This window comes from Clostridium minihomine, from assembly GCF_900240385.1.
Lineage (GTDB): Bacteria > Bacillota > Clostridia > Oscillospirales > Acutalibacteraceae > Faecalispora > Faecalispora minihomine.
Genome location: NZ_OEQH01000003.1, coordinates 352,120 through 368,103 on the forward strand (window position 1 = coordinate 352,120; position 15,984 = coordinate 368,103).

A 15,984-nucleotide genomic window follows, 5' to 3' on the forward strand; every position below is an offset into this window, starting at 1 on the left:
GAGTGATACTTGTTGGATAAGTATACCGGAAAAAGGCTGGACGGCCGTTATGAAATCCATGAATTGATCGGTGTTGGTGGAATGGCGGTTGTCTACCGCGCTTATGATCAGATAGATGACCGCACGGTGGCCATTAAGATTTTAAAAGATGAATTTTTGGGCAACGAAGATTTTATCCGTCGCTTTAAAAATGAATCCAAGGCAATTGCCGTATTGTCACATCCCAACATCGTCAAGGTATACGACGTAAGTTTTGGGGATAGAATTCAGTATATTGTCATGGAATATATTGATGGAATTACCCTGAGGGAATATCTGGATCAACAGAAAGAAATGAAATGGAAAGAAGCCATTCATTTTAGCGTGCAGATTCTTCGCGCACTGCAGCATGCCCATGAAAAAGGAATTATTCATAGGGATATTAAACCCCAAAACATCATGCTGCTGCAAGATGGCACCATTAAGGTAACCGATTTTGGCATTGCCCGTTTCTCTCGAAATGAAACGCGCACCATGACAGATAAAGCCATCGGTTCTGTACATTATATCGCGCCGGAACAGGCGCGGGGCGATTTGACAGACGAAAAAGCAGACATCTATTCGGTGGGTGTCATGCTGTATGAAATGATTACCGGGCAGCTTCCCTTTGAAGCAGATAATGCGGTGTCTGTGGCCATCATGCAGCTACAGGCCGATCCTCGTCCGCCGCGGGATATCAACCCGGCCATTCCCGACGGCCTAGAGGAAATCACCCTGAAGGCAATGCAAAAAAACGCCACACAGAGGTACCAGTCTGCAGCGGAAATGCTGCGGGATATTGAACAGTTTCGCCGAAACCCAAGCATCAGCTTTCAATATAAGTATTTTATTGATGAGAAGCCCACGAAATATGTGGATGCCATCAATACGGTGCGTGGGACGGAAACGGCAGCTTACAATGACAATTATGCATATGAGGAGGATTTCTCCCGGGGTAAAAAGAAAAAATCCACAGCCACTTTGGTCATGAGCGGTATTTTATCGGCATTCTTGTTGGCGGCGCTGGTGTTCGGCATTATGGCGCTGACCCGCAGCTGCAGTGTGCAGGAAGTTCAAGATGTGGATTTGCCTAATTTTATCGGACAGAAAATCTCTGATATTCAGGCCAACGATGCATACAAAGAGTTTCAACTTAAAATTGAGTATGGAGAAGATCCGGAGCAAGAAGCCGGAATTGTGCTGGAACAAAACCCCAAGGGCACCAAAAAGGTAAAGGCCAATGCGGAAATTACGCTGACAGTTAATGGCGACAGCCAAAAGGTGACCATTCCGCCGCTGAAAGGTTTGACCCAAGAGGAAGCACAAGCTAAGCTGACGGCGCTGAAACTGCAGTATAAGGTGTATCAAGTGGAAGATGACCAAACGGCTGCCGGTTATGTTAAGGACTCGGATCCGGCAGAAGGCACCGAGGTCGCCGAAATCGGAACTTTGATAAAACTTTATGTCAGCAAAGGCCCCTCTTCGGTTGAGGTCAGTGTGCCGGCGGTCATCGGCAAAAACCTGGATGCAGCCAAGACCGATATTCTGGCGGTAGAGCTGACAGTGGATTCTGAAATTATTTATGTGGATGACAGCGATAAGGCAGAAGGCGTGGTAATTGAAACATCTCCGCTGCCGGGGGTGAAGGTAGCTAAGGGCACACCGGTAAAAATCAGTGTCAGTTCTGGGAAAAAGAGCGAAAAAAACATTGATATTTATGTGCAGCTTCCCACGCATGTAACCCATGATATTTCGCTGAAAGCTTATTTAGATGGCACTTTGTATTCCGAAAAAACTGTAAATCCCTCTTATAATGGGGTATATCAAATGAGTTTTAAAGGAACTTCGGGACAAAAAACATTAATCATTCAGCTGGACGGCCAGAAGTATAATACCTTTTTGTTGGACTTTGATACCGGAAATCCGCGGCAAACGGAAAGCTATGAGTATCAAGACAACAGCCAGTCTCCGGATAACGGACAGATAACGAGGTCACCCTGATGAGAATGGAACAAGGATTATTGCTGAAAGGTATCGGCGGCTTCTATTATATAGAAGCCGCCGATACGGTGTATGAAGCCAAGGCCAGGGGGATTTTTCGCAAAAAAGGAATTACCCCCTTAGCAGGGGATTTGGTAGAGTTTAGCGTTGGTGACGATGATACCTGCACCATTGAAACCATAGGGGAGAGAAAGAATTTTTTGATTCGCCCCCCAATTGCCAACCTGGATCAATTGTTTGTGGTGGTGTCAATTCTCAGCCCGATACCAAATCTTCTGGTGATTGATAAAATGATAGCGGCTGCGGAAGAAAAAAACATTGAGCCGATTGTGGTTTTTTCAAAAACGGATTTGCAATCTTGTGAGGAATACCGTCAAATTTATGAAACAGCAGGAATCCCTTTTGTGGCGGTTTCTTCTGTTAGCGGCGAGGGTGTGGATCGGGTTCGAGAAATGCTTTCGGGAAAGATTTCGGCTTTTTCGGGCAATTCCGGTGTGGGGAAATCCTCCTTATTAAACAGGCTGGATGAGCGCCTGAGCCTGCCCACGGCAGAAATTAGCCAAAAGCTGGGGCGCGGCCGGCATACCACCCGGCAAGTCGAGCTTTTAAAACTGGGGCCAGATACTTATGTGGCAGATACCCCGGGTTTTTCATCGGTTGATATGATTCAGACAGATTTGATTCATAAGGAAAACCTTCCTTATAATTTCCGGGAGTTCGCCCCTTATCTGCATCAGTGTCGGTTCCCTTCCTGTTCCCACACAAAAGAAAAGGGCTGTGCGGTGTTAGCCGCCCTGGAAGAAGGAAAGGTTGCGCCTTCTCGCCATCAAAGTTATTTGGCCATGTATGAAGAAATCAAAAATATTAAGGAATGGGAACACAAATGAAAACTTGCGTAATTATTGGTTCGGTTCCGGTGAAAAACTCGAACCTGTTAAAGGAATATTGTACGGAATCCTTTGTCGTTTGTGCCGACGGCGGGCTTGATGTGGCGCAGCAGCATGGAATCATTCCCGATTTGCTGGTTGGGGATTTTGATTCCGCAAAATCAGAACCGCCGGCAGGGGTAGAAGTCATTCGTCTTCCGGTTCATAAGGATGAATCAGATACGATGTTTGCCGTGCGCGAAGCAATGCGCCGGGGCTATCAGGAATTTATTCTTATGGGGGTTTTGGGCGGCGAACGGTTTGACCATTCCTATGCGGCACTTTGCGTTTTGCAATTTATTGCGATGCAAAGCGGCCGGGGCGTGGCGGTTGGCGATGGCTGCCAAGTGTTTGTTTTGTCCAGCGGGCGTTTGCGCCTTCGGGATATGGCAGGGCAGGGGGTTTCGGTATTCCCCTTTGGCGTTCCCAGCTGCATGGTCACTTATCAGGGCTTGGAATACCCTTTAAATCGCCATACGCTGTATTCTCAGGATCCTTTGGGGGTCAGTAATCAAATTTTAGATTCCAGTGCAGAAATTATTTTGCATTCTGGCATCGCTTTAATAATTGTACAGGAACCAAATTTCTAATTGCGTATATACTGTAATAAGGCGAAAACAGAAATAAGCCTTATACTGGATATGGGCGGTGAGTTTTATGCGGAAGGGGTGCAAACGCGGGGGCGGTCTGGCGGCTTATGCGGTGGCATTTGGTTTAGGATTGGTTCTTTCGTGTTTTCTTCCGATAGGGCTTACCATGTTCATCATGGCGGTACTAGTGGTGGCGCTGGGAATTGCGCTGCTGCGCTGCTGAACATAATTAGGAGGTCTGTACAATGAAAGTTGTAGTAGTAAGAAGCTCCGGGTTTTTTGGCTTTATTTTGAGGAAAATGTTCGGGATTCCCAAAAATCATGAAGAGTAAGGAACCGCAGTCAAAATTACAGCACATAAAAAGAAGAGCCGGCCTTGTGCCGGCTCTTCTTTTTCTATTTTATTTTTAGCATATCCGGGACAGGATGCGAATAGAAATTAGGTAGAAACAGGAAAAGGAGAGAATCTCTATGGAGTATACACTCAACCGGCAGTCCATCTGCGCCAGCGAGATCATATTTGACGGCTGCCAGGAACAGCCGATCGACCTGGATTTCAGCCTTCCTGATTATTGTCCGGATATACAGCGCATCTTAAAATGCCAGGTTTGCCCCCGTATTACCAGCAGAACTATCATGGGGGATCATCTGGAAATAGAAGGCTCTGCGGCAATTAAGGTGATTTATCTGGATTCCGGTGGAGGTTGTATCCGGTGCTGTGAAAATGTCAAACCATTTTCCGCGTCCATCCAGCTGAAAAAACAGGCGGAGGACGCCGTGATCTTTACCAGCACCCGGGTGGAATATATTAATTGCCGGGCAACCAGTCCCCGCCGTTTGGATATTCATGGGGCATTTTCCATTTGCGCCAAGGTGGCGGAAAAGTCTTATCAGGAATTTGTAAAAGAAATTCAAGGGGAAGACATTCAGCAAAAAAGTCAGCAAATTCCAACAAGCCAGGTAACGGCCATTTCTCAGCAGCAGTTTTCTGTGTCAGAGGTTTTGGAAATCAGCGACAGCAAGCCGCCGGCCAACACCATGATTCGTACCGGGGCAACCGCTTGTGTTCATGACTACAAAGTGGTGACGGGAAAACTGATTTTAAAGGGGGAAGTCAGTGTAAAACTGCTTTATGCCCCCGAATCGGATGATATGCTGCCGGAAGCAATGGAATATGTGATTCCATACAGCCAAATGGTAGATTGCGATGGTTTGGAAGAAGATCATCTTTGTGATGTGAATGTGGATGTTCTGGGCTTTGACGTTCAAATCAAAAGCGATTCCTCTGGCGAAAATACGCTCTTCGAATCTGATATTCGAATGGCAGCCAACCTGATAGCCTATGAGGACACCGAAATATCCATTGTCACAGACGCTTACTCTACCGAGTTTGAATTGGAAACTCAAACTCAGTCCAAAGCAGTGTTCCGTTTGGTAGAAATGATTAATGACACCGTCACCCAAAAGAACAGCTTTGAATTAGGGGAAGGCGGTATTACAAAAGTCATTGACATCTGGAACGAAATCAGCAGCGTATCCGCTGAAGAAGACGAAGATCAATTACACTTTACCGGCAAGCTGAATCTGTGTATTTTAGCTCTTAACGCACAGGAAAAACCCTTCTATTTTGAACGGGTTGTGGATTTTTCCGGCAGTCACGAATGGCGTCAAAAACCGAAAGGAGTATTTTGCGCTCCCCGGGTAGATGTCAGCAATATTAGCTTCCGTATCACAGGCAGCACAGGAATCGAGGTCAAAACAGAGTTAAGACTGACCGCTGCCGTGTTCCAGTCCAGCAGTTATAAAATGATTGCCGATGCCAACGCAGATGAAACACGCGTGCGGTCTAAAGATTCCTCGGCGGCGCTTACCATTTATTTTGCCGACGCAGGGGAGAGCCTTTGGGAAATCGCCCGGCGCTACTGCACTTCAATCGATGCAATTAAAAAAGAAAACGAGCTGGAGGAAGACTTTGCTGAGAATAGGGGGATGCTGTTAATTCCAATGTAAGTGTTCCCAAAAAATAAAATTCTCTGCCTGAGGGGGAGGTAAAATGGAAGAGCGTAATATTTATCAAGATATTTCTGAACGCACCAATGGTGATATTTATATTGGTGTGGTTGGCCCGGTGCGTACCGGCAAGTCGACTTTTATCAAAAAGTTTATGGATTCCGTAGTCATTCCCAATATGGATGAAAACTACCGGCGTGACAGGGCCATTGACGAAATGCCCCAATCTGCAGCCGGGCGGACTATCATGACCACAGAGCCCAAGTTTATTCCGGAACAGGCGGTTACCGTACATATTGACGACAAAGCAACGTTCAACGTACGCATGATCGACTGTGTGGGATACATTGTGCCCAGCGCCCTTGGGTATATTGAAAACGATCTGCCCCGCATGATTCGTACCCCCTGGTACGATGAGCCCATTCCCTTTAACATGGCGGCAGAAATCGGTACCCAAAAGGTCATTACCGAACATTCTACCATCGGTTTGGTGATTACTACTGATGGCAGTATCAGCGAAATCCCCAGGGATGAATATGAAGAAGCCGAAGAAAGAGTCATTTCGGAACTAAAAGAAATCAAAAAACCATTTATTATTCTTTTGAACAGCACGGCTCCGGCAGAGCCGCAAACCCAGGCATTGGCAGAAGAGATGCAAAAGAAATACAAGGTTCCCGTTATGCCGGTTAACTGCCTGGAACTGGAAGAAAAACAGATCCGTGACATCTTGTCAAAAGTGCTGTTTGAATTCCCGGTAAAAGAAATTAAAATTGATATGCCCCATTGGCTTTCTTCTTTGGAGAAAAACCATTGGCTGCGCTCGGTTATCTTTAACGTCATTCAGCAATCAGCCGCAAAGATTTCCCGTATTCGTGAGGTTGGGAATCTGGTGGACGACGTTTCCAAATGCGAGCAGGTGGGCGGCGCCCAAACATTGTCTGTCGATTTGGGCACCGGTTGTGCCAGAGTGGAAATTCAACTGAAAAACGACTTGTTCTATCAGATTTTGGGAGAAAAAACCGGACTGGAACTGCACAACGAAGGGGAGCTGCTGTCCTCTGTTCTGGAACTGGCCGAAATCAAGAAGGAATATGATAAAATCCGTGATGCCTATCAGGATGTGATGGATACCGGATACGGCATCGTAATGCCCACTTTGGATGAACTGACTTTGGAAGAACCAGAGATCATCAAGCAGGGCGGAAAATACGGAATTCGCCTGAAAGCAGCCGCACCTTCGATTCATATGATGCGCACCAGAATCAGTACGGAGCTTACACCCATTGTTGGGTCGGAACAGCAATCCGAAGAGCTGGTTATGTATATGATGAAAGAATTTGAGGAAAGTCCGGGCAAAATCTGGGAATCCAATATCTTTGGCAAATCACTGCATGAGCTGGTCAATGAAGGAATGCACAATAAATTATACCGCATGCCTTCTGATGCCCGCGATAAGATGAAAGAAACCATCGAGCGAATCATCAATGATGGCTGCAACGGCCTGATTTGCATTATCTTATAGGCTTTGCCGAAAAAGGATTTTTTCTAAAAGCTTATTTCACAAAAAACGCGCTTTGAAATGGCTGTATCAGCCACGACAAGGCGCGTTTTTGTATGAATTAAAATAAGAATACGTTTTCGGTACTTTGGGTCAGCCTTCTATTTTTTGATAAAAGACTGTTTTTTCAATTTCCAGTCGATCTGCGTGAAGTCTGCTGGGCTTTGCATCCTCACGGGGATACCCCATCATTAAAATGGATACCGGAACAATGTGGGGCGGCAAATTAAAGTGTTCCCGCACTGCTTTGGGGTCAAAATGAGCAACCCAAGTGGAGCCGATTCCAAGCTGATGGCCTTCCAACATCATATGTGTGGCAACGATAGAAGCATCCACTTCTCCCATATCCGCATTGTCAAATTCCCGTTTCCAGCTGACATTTTTATCATAGCATACCAGCAAAGCAAGTGTCGGGTGAAAGCGGAAGGGGCTGCATTCTTCTAACTTGGCCATTTCTTCGGCTTCCCGCAGCACTAAAATGCGCTGGGACTGATTATTATGGGCGGTCGGCGCAACGCGGCCGGCTTCTAAAATCAAATCCAGCGTTTCTTGTTCCACTTTTTTGTCGCTGAATTTTCGAACGGAATATCTGTCTTTTGCCAATTCTAAAAAACTCATGTCCAGTCTCCTATCTCCTATCAATCAATTCATCTCTAGTATAGACGAATTTCATTCTTCTACCAAATTATAACTCCTTTTTCGTCAAGATGCAAGGAATCTCAAAGAAGTTGTTATTTTTTTATCAATTAACCTTTGTGAACTTGAATTTCATAATTAATCAAGGTATAATAGCATAACGGTATCAGTGAAAGCAGTGTTTTTGCTGTTTGGGAACAATAAATTATTATTTTTTGCTTTTGTTACCGTTTTAATGTTTATTTTGGAATTGCACCAAAGCGGTGATTTAAATCACTTCACAGTGTCAAGAAAGCAAAGGCTTTACTGTTCGTGAAAATAGGGAATCATCTGATGATTCCCGTACTTATTCTGCCGTTTAGGCAGTATGTTCCTCAATAAGTGATCCTGCGCGATTTTAGCAATGCAGACAAAAGGCTATTAGGCAAATCGCGTGAAATTATATTTTATGTAAAGGAAGTGGCGGAATGTTTACGGTTTTGGAAAAACGAAGGTTAAATGATTCCATGACTTTAATGGTAGTGGATGCCCCGTTTATTGCAAAAAAGGCGCAGGCGGGCCAGTTCATTATTCTGCGGGTAAATGAATTTGGAGAAAGAATTCCATTAACGATTGCTGACTATGATAGAGAAAAGGGTACCATTACCATCATTTTTCAAAAGGTTGGCAAAACAACTCTTTTGCTGGATCAGCTGGAAGAGGGAGAAAAGATTTTGGACTTCATCGGCCCGTTAGGAACCGCTTCCCACCTGGAAGGATATCACAAGGCTGCGGTTATTGGCGGCGGAGCCGGATGCGCCATTGCGTATCCCCAGGCGAAGGCACTGCATGAAATGGGCGCCAAGGTTGACATGATTGCCGGTTTCCGGAATCAGGATATTGTCATTCTGGAAGAGGAAATGCGCGCAGCCAGCGAAAATTTATTTGTGATGACCGATGATGGTTCCAATGGAAATAAAGGCTTTGTGACCGATGCATTAAAAAAGCAGATTGAAGCAGGCGTAAATTACGATTTGGTCATCGCCATTGGTCCGCTTCCCATGATGCGTGCGGTTTGTGAATTAACCCGCCCTTATGCAATTAAGACGATTATCAGTATGAATCCCATTATGATTGACGGAACCGGAATGTGTGGCGGATGCCGGGTAACAGTGGGTGGAGAAACCAAATTTGCCTGTGTAGACGGCCCGGATTTTGACGGCCATCTGGTGGATTTTGACGAGGCAATTCTTCGCACCAGAACCTATCGTGAAGACGAGGGAGAAGCTACCCGGGAATACAACTGTCGGTTGATGGAGGGCGCAAAAAATGGCTAAACCAAATATGAATCCGAAAAAAACACCAATGCCGGAACAGGAGCCTTTGGTTCGCAACCGCAATTTTGAAGAAGTCACTTTGGGGTATACGGACGAAATGGCTTTAGAAGAAGCGCAGCGCTGCCTGCAGTGCAAACATAAACCCTGTGTCAGCGGCTGTCCGGTAAATGTGCGAATCCCCGAATTTATTCAAAAGATAATCGAAGGGGATATCGAGCAGGCATACCATATCATTACCGGAACCAACTCTTTGCCCGCTGTTTGCGGCCGCGTATGTCCGCAGGAATCCCAGTGCGAAGCCAAATGTGTTCGGGGAATTAAGAACGAACCCGTTGGCATTGGACGGCTGGAGCGCTATGTGGCAGATTGGTACATGAAAAACAAAGAACGTGAGCCGGTGAAAACCGAACCAAACGGACATAAGGTAGCTGTGGTTGGCGCAGGACCTGCGGGCCTGACCTGTGCGGGCGATTTGAATGCCTTGGGTTATTCCGTCACGGTATTTGAAGCACTGCACACCGCCGGCGGTGTGCTGATGTATGGAATTCCCCAGTTTCGTCTGCCCAAAGAGATTGTGGAAAAAGAAATCAATGTTCTGAAAGCCAATGGAGTGGAAATTCAGACCGATATGGTAATCGGTAAGGTTCTTTCTGTGGACGAGTTATTTGAAATGGGCTATGAGGCAATCTTTATTGGTTCTGGCGCTGGACTGCCCAGTTTTATGAATATTCCCGGAGAAGGACTGGTTGGAGTATTTTCTGCCAACGAATTCTTAACCCGGATTAACCTGATGAAGGCTTATAAAGAAGGATACGATACCCCGATTATCCGGCCCAAGAGCGTTGCCGTATGCGGCGGTGGAAACGTAGCCATGGATGCGGCCCGCAGCGCCAAGCGTTTGGGTGCAGAACAGGTGTATATCGTTTATCGCCGTGCAGAAGAGCAGATGCCGGCTCGTTTGGAAGAAATCCATCACGCCAAGGAAGAAGAGGTTATCTTACAATTGCTGACCAATCCGGTTGCTATTCATGGCAATGAAAACGGCCGTGTTACTGATATTGAGTGCGTCAAAATGGAATTGGGTGAGCCTGATGCCAGTGGACGCCAAAGACCGGTAGAGGTCAAAGACTCCAATTTCAAAATTCCCGTGGACTGCGTGGTTATGGCCATCGGAAACTCCCCGAACCCGCTGCTGACGAAAAGTACCGAAGGACTGGAAACCAACCGCCACGGATGCCTGGTAGTCAACGAAGAAACACTGGAAACCACCCGTGAGGGCGTTTTTGCCGGTGGTGACGCAGTAACCGGGGCCGCAACTGTCATTCTGGCAATGGGTGAGGGCAAAAAAGCAGCCAAGTCCATTGACGAATACATTAAAGTTAAAAAATAAATTTTGTAATATTTTTAAAAATCCGTCGTATTTTTTACGGCGGATTATTTTTTTGTTTCTTTTCAGAAATCGGCAGCAGCTTGTCCTGCGTTCTCTTTTGGTACTGGCTCTCATATAAATAAATTGACAGGGAGGGATATCAAATGGACTACAATGAGAACAGGATGGACAGAATGGATGATGATGACGGTTTCGAGTACAATTACGATTATCACTATGTGGGTCCGGATGAAAACGAATATGGTTATGAAGAAGAACTGGGCGAAGAGGATTTTTACCGGCCGCGCCAAAGAAAACGGCCCAAAAAGCTTTTGGTGGTTGTTCAGCTGGCAATTTGCGCTACCATTTTGATGACTGTTATGATGTTAAAGGTGGTGGGCGGGCCCGCCTATTTAGCCGTAAAGCAATGGTATGTCAGCCATGCCGGTGATTCTATTATTGCTCAGGAATCGATTAATCGATTTACGGAAGCGTGGGTGAACTTCTTTTCTACTTCTCCGGCAGAACAGGGCAATGCTTCCACGCCGGATCCCGCTTCTTCGGGAATTCCTGCGTCTTCTGCGCCGGATTTGTCTTCTGCTGTTTCCAGTGTGGCCTATACGACCAGCATCGATTCTGAAATTCCGGTTTTTGTTTCTGTCTTTCTGGATTATCCGGTTAAAGGGGGAATCGTTACTTCCGGCTTTGGCCCGCGGGAAGAGGGAAAACATTTGGGCATCGATCTTGGTGCGCCGTCCGGCAGTCCTATTGTTCCGGCCATGCCGGGGAAAGTGGAATTCAGCGGGGAGAATTCCTCTTACGGAAAATATCTGCTGGTGGATCACGGCTCGAATATCAAAACCCGCTATGCTCATTGCGAAAAACTTTTGGTGAAAGAAGGGGAAGCGGTGGTTTATGGTCAGCCCATTGCTTTGGTGGGCAGCACCGGGGAATCCACCGGGCCTCACCTGCATTTTGAGCTGATTTTATCAGACATTTGCTACGATCCGCAGCCTCTTTTCAAAAATAGGTCGATTTAATGCGGTTTACAGTATTGGGGTGTCATGTCAGGGTGCAATTTTGGTTTATGGCACTTGTGACGTTATCTTTATTTATGGATCGAACTGGAATGGCCGGAATCGGAATTCTAGCGGTTATTCTTCATGAAAGCGGGCATCTAATAATGATGACGCTTTTGGGAATGCCGCCGGAAAGAATCTCTATGAGCTTATTTGGGCTGGAAATTCAGCAAAAGGCCAGCAGCTGCCGAACGTACCGTCAGGATGCCTGGATTGCCGTGGCCGGGCCGGCGGCCAATATTTTGTTTTTTTTGATTTCTTGGCTGGGGTACTATGCCACATCATCGCTGTATCTTGCCAATTTAGGGGCCGCCAATCTTCTATTAGCCCTTTTAAATGGATTGCCGGTGGGGCCTTTGGATGGAGGGCAGGCATTATATTCGTTACTATGCAGCCGGTATCCCGCAGAAACCTGCGAAAAAATTGTAGAGGTGGTTTCCTTTTTTGTTATCCTGCCAATTGCACTGGTGGGATTTTTAGTGCTGTTGCGTTCCCGGTATAATTTTTCTCTTTTAATCGTGAGTGGTTATTTAATTCTAATGCTGGTTTTAAAAAAAGGCCGCTATTTCTGAATGAATGAACCGAATTCCCATTTTTATCCGGTTCACAAAATATTTAGAATATTGTTGCTTTTATCTAGGCAGTCATTGTGATATAATAATCATTAAATAGTTGCATTTCGATTTTTTGACCGGCTTTTTTCGGCGGCTGCCGTTGGGCTGGGCGATGATATGGAAAAACGGCCATACGGAATTTTTGTATTATTATAAAAGATTCTGATCCGGCCGAATTAGGAGATGACAGAAAAATGATAAAACTGGATCAATATCCTGTAATGGAAGGCGTTCAATTTCGCAGCATTCGGGATACTCGTTTCAAAACTTTGCGTATCGCAGTAAATTTCATGTTACCTTTGGAACAAGAAACGGCGGCAGCCAATGCGCTGCTTCCTTTTTTATTAAGCCGGGCCAGCCGGGAATATCCGGATTTTACCCGGCTCAATGAACGTTTGCAGGAATTGTATGGCGCTGCGGTTCACGCGGATGTGCGCAAACTGGGCGAAGTTCAGGTGCTGTCCGTTGCGGCAGCCAGTTTGGCAGACCGCTATACCCTAAATGGAGAAAGCATATCGCAGGAAATTTCAAAGCTGCTTTGCAGCCTGTTGTTTGATCCGCCGCTGGAGAATGGTTTGTTCCCGGAAGAAGGATTTGAACAGGAAAAAAGACAGACCGTTGAAATGATTGACTCTGATTTTAACGATAAGCGCACCTATGCCAGACTGCGTTGTGAACAGCTGATGTGTGAGAAAGAGGCGTTTGGGCTGAATCGCTATGGCAGCCGAGAAGATGTGGTGGCGCTGGAGCGTTCAGAAATGACCAAGGTATGGGAAAAGGTTTTAAAAACCGCAAGGGTTGAAATTATGGCTCTTGGGGATTGTGATCCTGTGCCGGTTTATGAAAGATTTTTAGAGGCGTTCCAAAAGATTGACCGCAATCCTGTTCCTGCCTTTCGTACCGAAATCATTAAGACCGTGCCCGAGGTGCGGGAATTTACCGATACCATGTCGGTAGCTCAATCCAAATTGGTGATGGGCTTTCGTGCCGGTGCGGCCGTTCCCACGGACGCAGTGGCTTCCACAAAGCTGATGACTGCCGTATTTGGCGGAACCCCCAGTGCCAAACTGTTTTTAAATGTAAGAGAAAAACTCAGCCTTTGCTACTATTGTGTGTCCCGTTATGACTGGAACAAGGGGGTTATGATGGTAGAAAGCGGCGTAGAAACCGAAAATATTGAAAAAGCAAGAAAAGAGATTTTGGCTCAGTTAGAAGAAATTCGTGTGGGCAATATTACAGAAGAAGAGCTTCAGGCGGCCAAATTAAGCATGAGCAACAGCTACCGCACGGTGGGCGACTATTTGGGCGGTTTAGAAAATTGGTATATCACACAGGCTTTTTGTGAAAAAGTTCAATCGCCGGAAGAGGCCGCAGAAGAAATCAACTCTGTGACAGTGGAGCAGGTGGTGCAGGCGGCAAAAGACGTGACGCTGGATACTGTGTATCAATTGGTAGGGGAAGAGGGGGAGAAAGCATGAGGCTCGAAAAAATTACAAATGAAAGAGTGCAGGACAGCTATTACCAGATAAAGCATCCCAGCGGTCTGCGTATTTTTGTCTATCCCAAAGAGGGCAGCAACTCCACTTATGCCATATTCGGCACCCGCTATGGCTCCATCGATACCAGCTTCCGCCGTTCTGATGAACAGGAAAGCTGCACGGTACCGGAGGGTATTGCGCATTTTCTGGAGCATAAGCTCTTTGAAAGCGAAGACGGCGATGCGTTTGCCCGCTATGCCAAAACCGGTGCATCCGCCAATGCTTATACCTCTTTTGATATGACTTGCTATCTGTTTTCCTGCACCGATCAAGTCTATGAATCCCTAGAGATTTTACTGGACTTTGTGCAGTCCCCGTATTTTACGGAGCACACGGTTCAAAAGGAACAGGGCATTATTGGTCAGGAAATCCGCATGTACGATGACGATCCCCAGTGGCGGGTTCTCTTTAACCTGTTGGGAGCGCTGTATCACAAACATCCGGTCAAAATTGATGTTGCCGGTACGGTGGAAAGCATTGCACAGATTACACCCGATTATCTGTACCGCTGCTATAACACCTTTTATAATTTGAATAATATGGCCCTTTGTGTGGCTGGAAATATTGATCCGGAAAAGGTTCTGGAAATGTGCGATAAAATGCTCAAATCCTGCGAACCGGTAGAGGTTGACCGGGTTTTTGAGGAAGAGCTCAACGAAGTGGTGCAGGAAAAAGTGGAGCAGAGCCTTTCGGTGGCCGTTCCGCTGTTCCAGCTTGGGTTTAAAGAGTCTGCCCGCCACCGTACGGTACAGGAGCTGGCTCAGACCGATGTTCTTCTGGAATTGATGGCATCAGATTCTTCTCCGTTATTCCGCCGTCTGTTGGATGCCAATTTAGTCAATACGTCTTCCTTTAGCAGCGAATATTTTGAAGGCCCCGGTTATGCCGCAGTTATTTTTGCCGGCGAGTCTAAGGATCCGGAAGCCGTGGCAAAAGAAATTCGCGAAGAAGCCGATCGCCTGCGCCGGGAAGGAATTCCTCAGGATGCTTTTGAACGGGCAAAGAAGGCCGTATATGGTCGCAATGTTGCCGCGCTGAACAGTGCGGAAGCGATTGCCAACGCCATGATTTCCCTGACATTTGCGGAACGGGAACTGTTTTCTTATATCGACGCTCTGGCTTCTATCAAACTGGAAGATGTGCAAAAACGTTTAGAAGAGCAGATTTTGTCGCAATATTCCGCTTTGTCGGTGATTTCCCCTATCAAATAATTGGAGGCAACCTTCATGTATCAGGTTCATACCGTCGAGTTCCCAAAACTGGGACTCGACTTTAACATAAACCCGACAGCCTTTTCCATAGGCGGGTTTACCATCCAATGGTATGGTGTTATTATAGCAATGGGTTTTCTGCTGGCTTTTTTGTATATCATGTTTGGATGCAAAAAATTCAACGTGGATCCGGATAAGCTCATTGACGCCGTGATTGTGGGCATGATTGGCGGAATTGTGGGAGCCAGACTGTATTATGTCGTTTTTTATCCCGGGGATCAGTACATTAAAGATCCCATGAGTATTCTTTATATTTGGAACGGCGGTCTGGCTATTTACGGGGGAATTGTGGGCGGCCTTTTGTGTGGGGCTCTTATGGCCAAGCTGCGCGGACTGAAAGTTGCCGCAGTTTTGGATATGGCCGCTTTGGGCTTTTTAATTGGACAAACTGTGGGCAGATGGGGCAACTATGTGAATCAAGAAGCCTTTGGCACTGCAACTGATCTGCCTTGGGGAATGATAAGCGAACGGACTCAGCTTTTGGTTCCCGGCCCGGTTCATCCTTGCTTTTTGTATGAATCTTTGTGGTGCTTGGTGGGCTTTGGTCTTTTGCATTTGTTTGCCACACAGCTTCGCAGATATGATGGACAGGTCTTTTTGCTGTATCTAACTTGGTATGGCATTGGCCGCTTCTTAATTGAAGGGCTTCGGACAGACAGTCTGATTACTCCTATTTTCAATTTGAGAGTATCTCAGGTGGTGGCGGCTGTCACTGTGATTATTGCTTTGTCTTTGCTGCTTGTGTTCCGCAATAAAACCAGTTTAACCGGAATTGGCTCTGCTGCTGTGATGGCGCAAAACGGAATTCAGCTGGAAATCACTTCGGCTATTGAGGCGGGCAATGAAGGCAGCACCATTTCCAGTGACATTACTCCCAAAGCCGATGTTGCAGACAGAGAGGATGTCGCATCAGAAACCGATTTGGAAAAGCAAATCGAAATCATAGAAGAAAACAATTCTGCGGAGGAACAGCCTTCGGAAGAGATTGTGAGTGATCCACCAGAAGAATCCACAGAAGGATCTCAGGAATAAAAACACTTTACTAAAGTGGAGAAAAA

14 protein-coding genes are annotated in these 15,984 nt (G+C 46.3%); 13 read left to right on the forward strand and 1 reads right to left on the reverse strand.

Going from position 1 to position 15,984, the window contains the following annotated elements:
* The first annotated feature begins 12 nt into the window (after positions 1-12).
* The 6 genes from pknB to spoIVA all read left to right on the forward strand — a co-directional run bounded on the left by pknB (position 13) and on the right by spoIVA (position 7,067).
* Positions 13-2,019 (forward strand): Stk1 family PASTA domain-containing Ser/Thr kinase, encoded by a 2,007-nt coding sequence (pknB, locus tag C1A02_RS08650; protein WP_101697808.1) that lies wholly within the window; start codon positions 13-15, stop codon positions 2,017-2,019.
* Positions 2,019-2,906, forward strand: a complete 888-nt coding sequence (rsgA, locus tag C1A02_RS08655; protein ID WP_101697809.1) for a ribosome small subunit-dependent GTPase A — start codon at positions 2,019-2,021, stop codon at positions 2,904-2,906. The genes pknB and rsgA overlap by 1 nt, the downstream gene beginning before the upstream one ends.
* The gene (locus tag C1A02_RS08660) at positions 2,903-3,535 is read left to right on the forward strand and encodes a thiamine diphosphokinase (RefSeq protein WP_101697810.1); all 633 of its coding nucleotides are present in this window, start codon (positions 2,903-2,905) and stop codon (positions 3,533-3,535) included. Before rsgA ends, C1A02_RS08660 begins: the two co-directional genes overlap by 4 nt.
* Positions 3,536-3,602: 67 nt before the next feature.
* Entirely contained in the window at positions 3,603-3,758 is a 156-nt protein-coding gene (locus C1A02_RS13510; RefSeq protein WP_164997178.1) for a hypothetical protein, read from the forward strand.
* A gap of 248 nt (positions 3,759-4,006) precedes the next feature.
* Positions 4,007-5,545, forward strand: coding sequence for a DUF3794 and LysM peptidoglycan-binding domain-containing protein (locus tag C1A02_RS08665; RefSeq protein ID WP_101697811.1), 1,539 nt, complete (start codon positions 4,007-4,009; stop codon positions 5,543-5,545).
* A 43-nt stretch (positions 5,546-5,588) separates the two neighbouring features.
* A complete protein-coding gene (gene spoIVA, locus C1A02_RS08670; protein WP_101697812.1) occupies positions 5,589-7,067 on the forward strand; it encodes a stage IV sporulation protein A in 1,479 nt (492 codons plus the stop codon).
* A 129-nt stretch (positions 7,068-7,196) separates the two neighbouring features.
* On the opposite strand, the gene C1A02_RS08675 is transcribed toward spoIVA, so the two are convergent.
* Positions 7,197-7,721, reverse strand: a complete 525-nt coding sequence (locus C1A02_RS08675; RefSeq protein WP_101697813.1) for a nitroreductase family protein — start codon at positions 7,719-7,721, stop codon at positions 7,197-7,199.
* A gap of 485 nt (positions 7,722-8,206) precedes the next feature.
* Here C1A02_RS08675 and C1A02_RS08680 point away from each other — a divergent pair, with 485 nt between their 5' ends.
* The 7 genes from C1A02_RS08680 to lgt all read left to right on the forward strand — a co-directional run bounded on the left by C1A02_RS08680 (position 8,207) and on the right by lgt (position 15,958).
* The gene (locus tag C1A02_RS08680) at positions 8,207-9,055 is read left to right on the forward strand and encodes a sulfide/dihydroorotate dehydrogenase-like FAD/NAD-binding protein (RefSeq protein WP_101697814.1); all 849 of its coding nucleotides are present in this window, start codon (positions 8,207-8,209) and stop codon (positions 9,053-9,055) included.
* Entirely contained in the window at positions 9,048-10,445 is a 1,398-nt protein-coding gene (gltA, locus tag C1A02_RS08685) for an NADPH-dependent glutamate synthase (protein WP_243577968.1), read from the forward strand. The genes C1A02_RS08680 and gltA overlap by 8 nt, the downstream gene beginning before the upstream one ends.
* Positions 10,446-10,588: 143 nt before the next feature.
* Positions 10,589-11,464, forward strand: a complete 876-nt coding sequence (locus tag C1A02_RS08690; protein WP_101697815.1) for a M23 family metallopeptidase — start codon at positions 10,589-10,591, stop codon at positions 11,462-11,464.
* 47 nt (positions 11,465-11,511) lie between these two features.
* On the forward strand, positions 11,512-12,075 hold the full coding sequence (locus C1A02_RS08695) for a zinc metalloprotease (RefSeq protein ID WP_101697816.1): 564 nt from the start codon (positions 11,512-11,514) through the stop codon (positions 12,073-12,075).
* A 236-nt stretch (positions 12,076-12,311) separates the two neighbouring features.
* Positions 12,312-13,595, forward strand: coding sequence for an EF-P 5-aminopentanol modification-associated protein YfmF (yfmF, locus tag C1A02_RS08700; RefSeq protein ID WP_101697817.1), 1,284 nt, complete (start codon positions 12,312-12,314; stop codon positions 13,593-13,595).
* The gene (yfmH, locus tag C1A02_RS08705; RefSeq protein ID WP_101697818.1) at positions 13,592-14,866 is read left to right on the forward strand and encodes an EF-P 5-aminopentanol modification-associated protein YfmH; all 1,275 of its coding nucleotides are present in this window, start codon (positions 13,592-13,594) and stop codon (positions 14,864-14,866) included. The genes yfmF and yfmH overlap by 4 nt, the downstream gene beginning before the upstream one ends.
* Positions 14,867-14,881: 15 nt before the next feature.
* Entirely contained in the window at positions 14,882-15,958 is a 1,077-nt protein-coding gene (gene lgt, locus C1A02_RS08710) for a prolipoprotein diacylglyceryl transferase (protein WP_101697819.1), read from the forward strand.
* The last annotated feature ends 26 nt before the right edge of the window (positions 15,959-15,984 follow it).

Bases quoted from the DNA above. Each gene is read 5' to 3' on its own strand.
- C1A02_RS08695 (WP_101697816.1), top strand. From the start codon at position 11,512: ATGGCACTTGTGACGTTATCTTTATTTATGGATCGAACTGGAATGGCC.
- C1A02_RS08665 (WP_101697811.1), top strand. From the start codon at position 4,007: ATGGAGTATACACTCAACCGGCAGTCCATCTGCGCCAGCGAGATCATA.
- C1A02_RS13510 (WP_164997178.1), top strand. From the start codon at position 3,603: ATGCGGAAGGGGTGCAAACGCGGGGGCGGTCTGGCGGCTTATGCGGTG.
- rsgA (WP_101697809.1), top strand. From the start codon at position 2,019: ATGAGAATGGAACAAGGATTATTGCTGAAAGGTATCGGCGGCTTCTAT.
- gltA (WP_243577968.1), top strand. From the start codon at position 9,048: ATGGCTAAACCAAATATGAATCCGAAAAAAACACCAATGCCGGAACAG.
- C1A02_RS08660 (WP_101697810.1), top strand. From the start codon at position 2,903: ATGAAAACTTGCGTAATTATTGGTTCGGTTCCGGTGAAAAACTCGAAC.
- C1A02_RS08690 (WP_101697815.1), top strand. From the start codon at position 10,589: ATGGACTACAATGAGAACAGGATGGACAGAATGGATGATGATGACGGT.
- spoIVA (WP_101697812.1), top strand. From the start codon at position 5,589: ATGGAAGAGCGTAATATTTATCAAGATATTTCTGAACGCACCAATGGT.
- C1A02_RS08675 (WP_101697813.1), bottom strand. From the start codon at position 7,721: ATGAGTTTTTTAGAATTGGCAAAAGACAGATATTCCGTTCGAAAATTC.
- C1A02_RS08680 (WP_101697814.1), top strand. From the start codon at position 8,207: ATGTTTACGGTTTTGGAAAAACGAAGGTTAAATGATTCCATGACTTTA.
- yfmF (WP_101697817.1), top strand. From the start codon at position 12,312: ATGATAAAACTGGATCAATATCCTGTAATGGAAGGCGTTCAATTTCGC.
- lgt (WP_101697819.1), top strand. From the start codon at position 14,882: ATGTATCAGGTTCATACCGTCGAGTTCCCAAAACTGGGACTCGACTTT.
- yfmH (WP_101697818.1), top strand. From the start codon at position 13,592: ATGAGGCTCGAAAAAATTACAAATGAAAGAGTGCAGGACAGCTATTAC.